This is a genomic window from Janthinobacterium violaceinigrum (assembly GCF_009208555.1).
In the GTDB taxonomy this organism is placed as follows: Bacteria; Pseudomonadota; Gammaproteobacteria; order Burkholderiales; family Burkholderiaceae_D; genus Janthinobacterium; species Janthinobacterium violaceinigrum.
The window spans coordinates 1-12,164 of the sequence record NZ_WFLI01000046.1 but is presented as its reverse complement, the minus strand read 5'-3'; the positions used below and the strand labels follow the sequence as shown (position 1 = coordinate 12,164).

General features: G+C 64.5%; 9 protein-coding genes. 6 read left to right on the top strand and 3 right to left on the bottom strand.

From position 1 onward, the window contains the following. Nucleotides 1–22: 22 nt before the first annotated feature. The 3 genes from GCN75_RS25670 to GCN75_RS25660 form a co-directional block, all read right to left on the bottom strand. The gene (locus GCN75_RS25670) at nucleotides 23–400 is read right to left on the bottom strand and encodes a Rieske (2Fe-2S) protein (RefSeq protein WP_193317236.1); all 378 of its coding nucleotides are present in this window, start codon (nucleotides 398–400) and stop codon (nucleotides 23–25) included. Beyond that, on the bottom strand, nucleotides 397–1,056 hold the full coding sequence (locus GCN75_RS25665) for an HAD-IIIA family hydrolase (RefSeq protein WP_152284891.1): 660 nt from the start codon (nucleotides 1,054–1,056) through the stop codon (nucleotides 397–399). The genes GCN75_RS25670 and GCN75_RS25665 overlap by 4 nt, the downstream gene beginning before the upstream one ends. Before the next feature lie 88 nt (nucleotides 1,057–1,144). Beyond that, nucleotides 1,145–2,140, bottom strand: a complete 996-nt coding sequence (locus GCN75_RS25660) for an RluA family pseudouridine synthase (protein ID WP_077407877.1) — start codon at nucleotides 2,138–2,140, stop codon at nucleotides 1,145–1,147. A 686-nt stretch (nucleotides 2,141–2,826) separates the two neighbouring features. Here GCN75_RS25660 and GCN75_RS25655 point away from each other — a divergent pair. From GCN75_RS25655 to GCN75_RS25630, 6 genes are all read left to right on the top strand, one after another. Continuing rightward, entirely contained in the window at nucleotides 2,827–6,042 is a 3,216-nt protein-coding gene (locus GCN75_RS25655; protein ID WP_152284890.1) for an Rne/Rng family ribonuclease, read from the top strand. Between the two features lie 88 nt (nucleotides 6,043–6,130). Next, entirely contained in the window at nucleotides 6,131–7,477 is a 1,347-nt protein-coding gene (chrA, locus tag GCN75_RS25650) for a chromate efflux transporter (RefSeq protein WP_152284889.1), read from the top strand. 42 nt (nucleotides 7,478–7,519) lie between these two features. Further along, nucleotides 7,520–8,641: a GTP 3',8-cyclase MoaA gene (moaA, locus tag GCN75_RS25645; RefSeq protein WP_152284888.1), complete on the top strand. Its 1,122-nt coding sequence runs from the start codon at nucleotides 7,520–7,522 to the stop codon at nucleotides 8,639–8,641. A 62-nt stretch (nucleotides 8,642–8,703) separates the two neighbouring features. Next, entirely contained in the window at nucleotides 8,704–10,551 is a 1,848-nt protein-coding gene (moeA, locus tag GCN75_RS25640) for a molybdopterin molybdotransferase MoeA (protein WP_226941567.1), read from the top strand. Next, the gene (locus GCN75_RS25635; protein ID WP_152284886.1) at nucleotides 10,551–11,342 is read left to right on the top strand and encodes a hypothetical protein; all 792 of its coding nucleotides are present in this window, start codon (nucleotides 10,551–10,553) and stop codon (nucleotides 11,340–11,342) included. The genes moeA and GCN75_RS25635 overlap by 1 nt, the downstream gene beginning before the upstream one ends. Nucleotides 11,343–11,633: 291 nt before the next feature. Next, nucleotides 11,634–12,164, top strand: a 531-nt coding sequence (locus GCN75_RS25630; RefSeq protein ID WP_193317654.1) for an MHFG family PEP-CTERM protein, incomplete at its 3' end; no start/stop codon positions are given.

Genomic DNA, 12,164 nt, shown 5'->3' with positions numbered 1-12,164 from the left:
GCAATAAGGCCGATATTCGGCCTCAGGCCGTCAGCGGCTGGACATACTCATCGGGTTGCCAGTACAGCTGGCCGTCGCGCTCGCTCACGGGAATCGGGCGCAAGCGGCCGCCCTTGCAGGGACCGCCCGCGCAGTAGCCGCTCTCCGGCACATAGATGGCGCCATGCGTCGAACACATCAGGTACAAGCCGCTCGATTCGAAAAACTCGCCCTCGGCCCAATCGAGTTCGATGGGCACGTGGGCACAGCGGTTCAGGTAGCCATACGCCTTGCCGCCATGGCGCACGACAAAGCCGGTGGTCGCTTCGCCGCCGGCCGACACGGGAAAGCGCACGCCCTTGCCCCCATCGGCCACGGCATCGGCGGCACAAATGAATACATCGACAACATCGCTCATCATGCGTGCTCGCTCAGCCATTGATGCAGGTCGGCCACCGTGGGGGCCGAATACAGGGGCTTGCACGCCTGCAGCTGCTCCACGGGATGCGCCCCATACTCTACGGCAATACTGGCTGCACCGGCATTGCTTGCCATCAACAAATCATGGCTGGTGTCGCCGATCATCACGGTACGGCGCATATCCTGCCCCAGTTCGCGCGTCAGTTCCTGCAGCATGGCCGGATGGGGCTTGGAAAAGGTTTCGTCAGCGCAACGCGTCGCATCGAACAGGGACAGCAGCTTGACGGCATTCAAGGAGCGGTTCAGGCCGACACGGCTCTTGCCCGTGGCGACGGCCAGGAAGTACGCCTGCTGCGACAATTCCTGCAGCATTTCATGTACACCGGGAAACAGAGCCAGCTCGTGGTCGCGCGACAGATAGTGATAGCGGTAGCGTTCCGCCATGCGCGCATGGTATTTCGGCTCCACGTCGGGCATCACCAGCCGCATGGCTTCCTGCAAGCCCAGGCCGATCACATGCGAAGCCAGCAACTCGGTGGGAATTGGCAAGCCCAGGTCTTTGGCCGACGCCTGGATGCACTTGACGATGGTCGAGGTACTGTCTATCAGGGTACCGTCCCAATCGAAGACGATCAGATCAAATTGCTTTCTTGCCATGTTTCCCGACGGCATAGCCGCCGGCTCCTTGAGAATGAATGATGGCGACTGACTACCTTGTGAGTAGTGTCGCGCGCACGTTGGATCTTTAGCGTGCGGCAACGGCCAATGGTTTGCCCAAGCTTACCAAGAAACGCTCGCATTCGGCAGCCAGCGGCGCATTCAGGGTCATCGTCTTGCCCGTTTCCGGATGTGTGAACGTGATCTGGTGCGCATGCAGGAACATGCGCTTGAGGGCGCCGCGCGTGCTGTCCGCTTTCAGCAGGGCACGGTTGAGGGCAAAGTCGCCATATTTATCGTCGCCGGCGATGGGGAAACCGGACGAGGACAGGTGCACGCGGATCTGGTGCGTGCGGCCCGTCTTCAATTCCGCTTCCAGCAAGGCGAAGTTGTGATATTTATGCAACAGCGAAAACACCGTGTGCGACGCCAAGCCATCGGCCTGCACGGCCACCCGGCGCTCGCCTTCGGCCGTCGTATATTTATGCAATGGCAACTTGATATGCTGGCGCGCATTCTTCCAGTCGCCGGCCACCAGCACCAGGTAGCGCTTGTCCGTGACGCCGTCGCGCATCTGTTCGTGCAGATTCGTCAAGGCGGAACGTTTCTTTGCAAGCAACAGCAAGCCGGACGTGTCGCGGTCCAGGCGGTGCACCAGTTCCAGGAACTTGGCGTCGGGGCGCGAAGCGCGCAATTGTTCGATCACGCCGAACGACACGCCCGAGCCGCCATGCACGGCCACGCCGGCAGGCTTGTCGATGACGAGCAGCTGCGCATCTTCGAAGATGATCTTGAATTCGGCGGCCGGCGCGCCCGTGGCGGCCTTTTCGGCCACGCGCACGGGTGGAATGCGCACCACGTCGCCGGCGGCGAGACGGTACAGCTGATCGATACGGCCTTTATTAACCCGCACTTCTCCCGATCGCAAGATCCGGTAGATGTGGCTTTTAGGCACTCCCTTGCACACTCTTAATAAGTAGTTGTCGATGCGCTGGCCTGCTTCTTCCTCGGCGATCGTTACGAATTGGGCTTGCGGCTGAACCGGGGGTGTTGAAGGGGGAACAACATCATTTTGACTCTTCATTTACTATGTCTTCCCAGAAATCTCTCTAAGTCCTTCATTTTGAATATATAATTGTTTTTGCTGCGGCCCTGGCTGCTGCGAGTGTAAGAATAAAAGCACATTTTACACAGGGGCGTCTCCACCGGCCTCGCCAAATTGCAAATTCGGTGGAAAAAAATGTATATGCACCATCGCTGCGCGAATCAAGGTTGCACCGTAGTTGTAATCGGATAACGCGTGGAGATGCTGAAGTGAGTGTATTGGATTATAAGGATAAGTACCCGTTAGCGCGACTTATCGAGTCGGGCTCGCGGGTTGATGAAGTTGATAACGCTTGCCGTTTTCGCCAAACCCCGTATGAGGCCACAATACTGAGGGTTGTCGATGAATAGGCTGAGGCCAAGCCTCGCCATCGCGATCCCTGTAATGAGCCGGCTTACGATTTGGCTCTGAATTTGCTGACCACCTGCATTCTCTGCCCCCGGCATCCGGGCTGTTTCAGATGAGTTGCAGGTGTCCTGTGCACTCGGCATGACGATCGACCTCACCGCGCCTGTTGCGGCCGTAACGTATACCTCGTACGCGTTGTTGCTCCGCACGCTAAGGCATTTCCCCCGCCAGCACTCCCGTTCTCGCATATATCCCTGTACTTCGCCGCTTCCCCGGAAGCGGCTTTGAGATGGCCTACGGGTCGCGGAGTTATAAAAATGAAACGCATGTTGTTTAATGCCACGCAGCAAGAAGAACTGCGCGTAGCGATTGTCGACGGACAAAAACTGATCGACATCGATATCGAGACAGCCGGGCGCGAACAGCGCAAATCCAACATCTACAAGGGCGTGATCACGCGTATCGAACCATCGCTCGAAGCGTGCTTCGTCAGCTATGGCGAAGACCGCCACGGCTTCCTGCCTTTCAAGGAAGTTGCTCGCACGTATTTCCGCGAAGGCGTGGACGTCCGTAACGCCTCCGTCAAGGAAGCGCTGCGCGAAGGCCAGGAAATCATGGTGCAGGTGGAAAAGGAAGAGCGCGGCAACAAGGGCGCCGCCCTGACCTCGTTCGTCTCGCTGGCCGGCCGCTATCTGGTCTTGATGCCGAATAACCCGCGTGGCGGTGGCGTATCGCGCCGCGTGGAAGGTGAAGAGCGCCAGGAATTGCGCGAAACCATGGATAAACTGGACTTGCCAGCTGGCATGTCCGTCATTGCCCGTACCGCCGGCATCGGCCGCAACGTCGATGAACTGCAGTGGGACTTGAATTACCTGATGCAACTGTGGCGCGCCATCGAAGGCGCCGGCAAGTCGGCCAACGGCGCGTTCCTGATCTATCAGGAATCGTCGCTCGTCATCCGCGCCATCCGCGACTACTTCCAGCCCGACATCGGCGAGATCCTGATCGACACCGACGAGATCTACGACCAGGCGCACCAGTTCATGAGCCACGTGATGCCCGACATGGTGCACCGCGTAAAACGCTACAGCGACGACGTGCCGCTGTTCTCGCGCTTCCAGATCGAACACCAGATTGAAACGGCGTACAGCCGCACCGTGCCGCTGCCATCGGGCGGCGCCATCGTCATCGACCACACGGAAGCGCTGGTTTCCGTCGACGTCAACTCGGCGCGCGCCACGCGCGGTTCGGACATCGAGACGACCGCCTTCAACACCAACTGCGAAGCGGCAGAAGAAGTGGCCCGCCAGTTGCGCCTGCGCGATCTGGGCGGCTTGATCGTCATCGACTTCATCGACATGGAAGTGGCAAAGAATCAGCGCGAAGTGGAACAGCGCCTGAAAGATGCGCTGCACCATGACCGTGCCCGTGTACAAATGGGCAAGATTTCCCGCTTCGGCCTGATGGAACTGTCGCGCCAGCGCCTGCGCCCTTCGCTGTCCGAAGGCTCGCACGTGACGTGCCCGCGCTGCTCCGGTACCGGTCACATCCGCGATACGGAATCGTCCGCCCTGCAGGTGCTGCGCATCATCCAGGAAGAGGCGATGAAGGAAAATTCGGCCACCATCCACGTGCAAGTACCCGTGGACGTGGGCGCCTTCCTGCTGAACGAAAAGCGCGGCGAAGTGCTGAAAATCGAGAACCGCCACCGCATCGCCGTGATCCTGATCCCGAACAAGCATCTGGAAACGCCGCACTACAAGCTGGAACGCATCAAGCACGACGATCCCCGTCTGGAAGACAGCCAGGCCAGCTACAACCTGGCCGAAAGCGCTGAAACGGACATGGCTTACAGCAAGCGCCAGAAGGAAGAAGCCAAGCCGCGCCAGGAAGCCGTCGTCAAGACGATCACCCCTGACCAGCCGGCACCGCTGGTCGAGCGCAAGCCAGTGGAAGTGAAGGCCGCCCCGGCGCCTGCACCTGCCGCGCCGCAAGGCCTGATCGCCAAGATCATCAGCTTCTTCACCGGCGCTCCGGCACCAGTGGCGCCAGCGCCCGCCCCTGTCGCCCCGGCCAAGCCGGCCGGCACCGACCGCGGCGACCGCAACAGCCGTGGCCCCCGTGGCCGTGGCCGCAACGGCAAGCCTGGCCGCGAAGAACGCGAACCAGGCCAGGGCCGCCCAGCCCAGGACGATGCCACAAAAGAAGCGGAAGCACTGGAAAAAGCAGCCCGTCCTCCGCGTCCGCCACGTCCGCCACGCGAACCGCGTGAAGCGCGCGAAAATGGCGACACGGCAGCGGCACCGCGCGAACGCGGTGAACGCCCTGAACGCGCCGAGCGTCCGGAACGTGCGGAGCGCCCGGAGCGCGCCGAGCGTCCGCCACGCCAGCCACGCGAAGGCCGCGAACCACGCGCCGACAAGGCTGTTGTTGCTGAAGTGAAAGCTGAAGAGCTGGCCCTGGTGGGCGCCAGCGCCACTGCTGTCAACGTGGTCGTGCCGTCAAACGGCCCTGAATCCGACGCCGCACCGGCGAACTTGCTCAAAGCGCCGGCCAATGCCGGTCCGGAAGGCGAAGAGACGGAAAACGACGTGGAAGGCGAAGAACCGCGCCGCCGCCGTCGTCGTGGTGGCCGCAACCGCAACCGCCGCGACCGTGAAACGGGCGAGCTGATCGAATCGGCAAATGGCGAGAACGAAGGCCAGGACGCGCCCGTGATCAGCTTTACGGTAGCGCCTGCTACCGAAGCCGATGCCAGCGCACCGGTCGTCGCCGTGGCTGCCGCCGCCGTCGTGGCCGTTGCTGCCGCGCCAGTGGAAGCTGCCGCCGCACCAGTCGTCGTGGCTGAAGTCGTCGAAGTGGTGGAAGTAGCCAAGGTCGTGGACATCGCCAAGACCGAAGCAGCCGCTCCTGCCGTTGAAGCGGCTCCTGCGGTGGAAGCTGCGCCAGCCGACGTTGCCGAAGCCGCGCCAGCTGCCACGGTCATCGTGCCGGAAGCCCCGGCCGAAGCCGTCGTTGCTGCAGCGCAAGCTGTACCAGCCGCTGCCGAGCCGGCACCAGCCGCCGAGTACAGCTTTGCCGAGAAAGCCGCTCCAGCGCCAGCGCCGGCGGAAATCATCGTCGAAGCCGTGCCTGTCGCCGTCGTGGAAGCCGCACCGGTGGTGGAAGCTGCACCGCTGGTCGAAGCCGTCGCCGTGATCGAGGAAGCCGTTACGCCAGTGGCCGAAGCAGCACCTGCCGTAGTGGAAGCCGCTCCGGTGGTTGCCGACGTTGCTCCTGCCCCGGCTCCAGCGCCAGCACCGGTCGTTGCATCTGCTCCGGCTCCTGCCGCGCCGGTCGCCGCGCCGCTGGACTTGAACGCCGTGCTCGGCTCCGCCGGCCTGACCCTGGCGGCGACCGATCCGGAAAAACTGCGCCTGGCGCAGGAAGCGGCTGCCAAGGCTGTCGCTCCGGTACGCAAGCCACGCGAACGCAAGCCATTGCCGCCGCAATCGGATGAGCCGTTGATCCAGGTCAACACGCAGCGTCCATAAGCGCGCCGGGTTCGCCCAGCCGCCAATGATGAAAGGGGAAGCTCAGGCTTCCCCTTTTTTTATGTCCATTCCTTGCCAGCCAGCCGCCATGCACGAGAACGTCAATACTCCCCGCCCCGCCCCCGTCAGCCTGCGCAGCGCCTTCGGCTACTGGTTCAAGCTGGGCTGTGTCAGCTTCGGCGGCCCGGCCGGGCAAATCGCCATGATGCATGCGGAACTGGTGGAAAAGCGGCGCTGGATTTCCGAGCAGCGTTTCCTGCACGCCTTGAACTACTGCATGCTGCTGCCGGGACCGGAAGCGACGCAGCTGGCCATCTATATCGGCTGGCTCATGCACCGCACGCGCGGCGCGCTGATGGCGGGCCTGCTGTTCCTGCTGCCCTCGCTGCTGGTATTGATCGTCCTGTCCTGGCTGTACATGGCGTATGGCCACGTGGGCGCCATCGCCGGCATCCTGTACGGCATCAAGCCGGCCGTCGTCGCCATCGTGCTGGCGGCCGCCTGGCGCCTGGGCCGGCGCACCTTGCGCAGTCCCGGCCTGATCGCCATTGCGGCTGCCGCATTTGTCGCCATCGCCGTGCTACGGCTGCCATTTCCGCTGATCGTCCTCGCCGCCGCCATCCTCGGCATGGCGGGCGGCCACTGGCTGCCGGCCCAATTCCATGCGGGCGCCACGGGCCATGGCGGCAAGGCCCGCTACGGCCCCGCCCTGATCGACGACGACACGCCCACGCCGGAGCACGCGCGCTTTAGCTGGCCCCGCCTGCTGGCCACCTGCGCGCTGGGCCTGGCGCTGGCCTTCCTCGCCTGGCTGGCCCTGGCGCTGCCGGGCGGGACGGACGGGCCGCTGGCGCAGATGGGCGTATTTTTCAGCAAGGCGGCCCTGTTGACGTTCGGCGGCGCGTATGCCGTGCTGCCCTATCTGGTGCAGGGCGCCGTCGACCATTACCACTGGATCACGAGCGCGCAGATGATGGATGGCCTGGCGCTGGGCGAAACGACGCCCGGCCCCCTGATCATGATCGTCGCCTTCATCGGTTTTGTGGGCGGCTGGAGCCACGCCGCAGGCATCGCCGGCGACCAGCTGTGGCTGGCGGGCGTGTGCGGCGCGCTCGTCGCCAGCTGGTTCACCTTCCTGCCCTCGTTCGTCTTCATCCTGGCCGGCGGCCCCCTGGTGGAAGCGTCGCGCGGCAACCTGCGCCTGAGCGCGCCCCTGACGGCCATCTCGGCGGCCGTGGTGGGCGTCATCGCCAGCCTGGCCCTGTTCTTTGGCCGCCATGTGTTTTGGCAGGCAAATCCGCTGCCGCACTGGGACTGGCTGGCCATCGCCATCGCGCTGGCGGCCGGCGTGGCGCTGATCAAGTTTCAAATCGGCACCATCAAATTGCTGCTCGCCTGTGCCATCTTCGGCCTCGTGCTATCGTATCTGCCTTGAACGACCTAATGTAACTAGTAACTGGCAAGTGGCATCACTTTTATGGCTGACAAGATTATCTACCTCGCCGAGGCCCGCAATGGGGTGCCGGCGATCCCCGACCGCCTGGAAAGTCCTAGCGGCAACGTGGCCGACCGCCTGGGCCGGCCCCTGCACGACCTGCGCATCTCGATTACCGACCGCTGCAATTTCCGTTGCGTGTATTGCATGCCGAAAGACGTGTTCGACAAGAACCACGTGTATCTGCCGCACACGGATCTGCTGTCGTTCGAGGAAATCACGCGCATCGCGCGCCTGTTCGTCGCGCACGGCGTGGAAAAGATCCGCCTGACGGGCGGCGAGCCGCTGCTGCGCAAGAATATCGAAAAGCTCGTCGCCATGCTGGCCGCCCTGCGCACGCCATCGGGCCAGCCGCTGGACCTGACCCTGACGACCAACGGCTCCTTGCTGGCGCGAAAAGCGCAAGCGCTGAAGGACGCGGGCCTGAACCGGGTCACCGTGTCGCTCGACTCGCTCGACGACGCCACCTTCAAGCGCATGAACGACGTGGACTTTTCCGTGGCCGACGTGCTGCACGGCATCGATGCGGCGCACGCGGCGGGCCTGGGCCCCATCAAGATCAACATGGTCGTCAAGGCCGGCATGAACGAGCAGGAAATCGTGCCCATGGCGCGCCATTTCCAGGGAACGCCCTACATCCTGCGCTTCATCGAATACATGGACGTGGGCGCCTCGAACGGCTGGAACCTGCAGGAAGTCATCCCTTCCGCGGAAGTGGTGCGACGCATCGCCGCGCACATGCCCTTGCTGCCCATCGACCCGAACTACACGGGCGAGACGGCGGCGCGCTGGCGCTATGCCGATGGCAGCGGCGAAATCGGCCTCATTTCCAGCGTCACGCAAGCGTTCTGCGCCGACTGCAGCCGCGCCCGCCTATCGACCGAGGGCAAGCTGTACACCTGCCTGTTCGCCAGCAGCGGCCACGACTTGCGCAGCCTGCTGCGCGGCGGCCGCAGCGACGCGGAAATTTCCTCGGCCGTGGCCCAGCTGTGGCGCGGCCGCGCCGACCGCTATTCGCAATTGCGCACCAGCCAGACGGACTTGACGGGCGCCACGCTTGACCATGGCAAAAAGAAAGTGGAAATGTCGTATATCGGCGGCTGAATCGGGCGCAGCGCGCGCCCGCCGCTGCTACCATGGCGCATGCACCAATTTTCCTACCTGATATGATCAACAAACAAGACATTACCGGCCTGATCCTGGCCGGCGGCCTGGGCACGCGCATGGGCCGGCGCGACAAGGGCATGCTGCCCCTGCATGGCCAGCCCCTGGCCCGCCACGTGCTGCAGCGCCTGGCGCCGCAAGTGGGCCAGCTGGCCATCAGCGTCCACGCCGATGCCGGAGATTACGCACGCTTCGGCCTGCCCACGTGGCCGGATCTGCTGCCGGGCCAGCTGGGCCCGCTGGCCGGCTTGCACAGCGGCATGCAGCGCGCCACCACCCCATACCTGCTCACCGTGCCCTGCGATTCGCCCCTGCTGCCGCCCGACCTGGCAGCGCGCCTTGCCGCCGGCCTCGTGGAACACGATGCCGACCTGGCCATCGCCGTCACCGAGGAAATCGATGCGGCGACGGGAACGGCTGTGCGCCGCCCCCACCCCGTCTTTTGCCTGGTAAAAACGTCGGCCCTGCCCCAGCTCGATGCCTATCTGCGCGGCGGCGAACGCCGCATGCGCACGTGGCACGGCCCCCTGAAACTGGCCGAAGTACTGTTCCAGGATGGCACCCCGTTCGGCAATATCAATACGCCGGACGAGCTGGCTACCCTGCAGGCGCAGGGCCTGTCCGTGCCGGCGGCGCAAGCCATCCTGGCCGGCACCGTCGCCCCCGTCGCCGAGACCGACGAACTGCCGCTGCCGCAGGCGTTCGAGCGCATCCTGGCGGCCGACATCATCTCGCCCATCAGCGTGCCCGCGCACGACAATTCCGCCATGGATGGCTACGCGCTGCATGGCGCCGACCTGGGCGGCGACATGCCCGTGACCCTGGCCGTGGTCGACACCATCCTGGCCGGGCGTCCCGGCACCGTGACCGTGCAGCGCGGGCAATGCGCGCGCATCATGACGGGCGCCGTCATGCCCCACGGCTGCGACAGCGTGGTGCCGCAGGAGCTGGTGCAGCAGGCCAGCGAGCACGCCATCACCATCGCGCCGGACTGCATCCGCGCCGGCGACAACCGCCGCTTCAAGGGCGAAGACTTGATGCAGGGACAGCCGGCCCTGCTGCAAGGCAAGCGACTGGGTCCGGCCGAACTGGGTCTGCTGGCCTCGCTGGGCATCGCCACGGTGTCCGTGCGGCGCCGGCTGCGCGTGGCCTTCTTTTCCACGGGCGACGAATTGCGCTCGATCGGCGAGCCGCTGGATGCGGGCTGCATCTACGACAGCAACCGCTACACCCTGCTGGGCATGCTTACGCGCCTCGGTTGCGACGTGCTCGACATGGGCATCGTCAAGGACAATCCGCAAGCGCTGGAAGCGGCCCTGCGCGGCGCCTGCGCGTCGGCCGACGTCATCGTCACGTCGGGCGGCGTGTCCAGCGGCGCGGCCGATTTCACGCGCGACATCCTCGCGCGCCTCGGTGACGTCGCCTTCTGGCAGATCAACATGCGCCCGGGCCGCCCCATGGCCTTTGGCCGGATCGCCAGCGAAGGCGCATCGGCACTGCTGCTGGGCCTTCCCGGCAATCCCGTGGCCGTGATGGCGGCGTTCTATTTCCTCGCCCGCCCCACCCTGCTGCGCCTGATGGGCGCCGATGCGGACACGGCCAGCCTGCCCCTGCTGCAGGTGGCGGCGCAGGCGCCCATCCGCAAGAAACGGGGCCGCACGGAGTACCAGCGCGGCATCGTCGAGCGGGACGCGGATGGCCGCCAGCACGTGCGCGTGACGGGCGCGCAAGGCTCGGGCATCCTGCGTTCGATGACGCAAGCCAATTGCATGATCGTGCTGCACGAAGCGCAAGGCCACGTGGCCGCTGGCGACCTCGTCGATATCGTGCTGTTCCATGGCTTGACCTGATGCGGCCCCTGGTTCTGGCGCTGGGCTTGCTATCGGGCATGGGCGCCGCGCAGGCGGGCGAGGTGCTCGCCAACGGCTACGGCGTGCGCTTCGATGAGCGCATCGAAACGGCGCCAGGCGACTTGCATGGCGCCACCGTGGGCCGCATCAGCATCGTGCGCGCCGCCGATCAGGCGCCCGTATGGCAGGAAAACACGGCGCTGCGCCCCGGCTGCGGCGCCATCGCGCCCGTCACCGCCATCCACGACAGTGTCGTGGCCACATGCGGCCACCTGGGCGGGCGCCATTACACGCAAAAAATCATTGCGCTGCAGGGAAATATGCCGCTCATGGCCAGCGTGGACCAGTTCGATGCGCCCAGTCCCGTGCGCGTGGAACGGGATGGGTCGCTGGCCGTCGACGTCGTGCGGCGCGACCTGTTTCCCGGCGAGCTGACGGGCCCCCATTACTTTCTCACCGTCTACCGCTTGCGGCACGATGGGGCCACGTTCGGCTTTGTGCCCAGCTTTGATGGCGATGCCGCCAAACGCTACTGGCGGCATTACCGCGCCACGCGCCAGACGGCGCCGGCCGCCGCCGTGCTGCCGGAACTGCTGGCTTCCCTGCTGGCGGCCCAGGCCGGCAAGCCTGCCATCTGCGCGGAACTGGCCATGATCGCCGCGGAGCTGCAGCACGACGGACAGCCACGCGCTGCGCAAGGCGCGCGCACTGCCATGCTCGCCTGGCTGGACAAGCTGCCAGCCATCGGCTATCCCCCCTTCGACCCACTTGCCTGCCCGGGCATTTTCTAGCGCGGCCAAGCACCGGCGCCTCGGCGCCACCCCGTTCAAGCTCCCTGCCCAGCGCCCGCCCTACCCTGGGCGGGCCGCTCGCATTGCCCCTCCACAATCAATTTCCCCTGCGCAGCAAGCGCTCGCCTATCGAGATAAAAATATTAATTATTTCCTAAAATAACGTAACAACAAACACAACACAAATTGTAATTATTTTATTTATTTGTTGATACCACAGTTTCTTAGGTGATAACATCGGAACTCACATAAGAGTTCAATTTTGATATTGTTTTCCCAAGGAAACTAGCGATGAGACATAGCGCATGGATCGCGGGCGCCGGCATGCTGGGAGCGGCATTCCTGCTGGGCATATTGTCCGTAGCGCCGCTGCCCGCCTACGCCAAAGGGGCCCCACGGGCCGACGTACTGGAACACTGCAGCTGGAACCGCCCGGGGGCCGACCCGTTCATGGGCGATGTGGTTGCCGCCGTGGACCGGTATCCCGACATCGCGCCGCAGGTGCGCGAACAATTGAAGGCGCGCATGCGTGCGCGCCAGTACGATGAAATCGTGGTGATCAGCCGCGACGCCATCCGCGGCAAGGGCAATTACGATGCGCGCATCAGCGACATGCATTTCGGGCCGGGCCGCGTCTGCCGCAATGTAACGCGCTCAGGCTGGAGCGAACAGATGCAGGAAAGGGGTCTCGTGTACTGCGTGCAGGGCGCTTGCATCCTCGTGCCCACCGTGTGCCGCAATGTCAGCCGCATCACGCAGGCGGCGGCAGCCGGACCGCGCGGCGCCGGCGCTGGCGGGGTACCGGGCGGCGGTGCGCCAGGC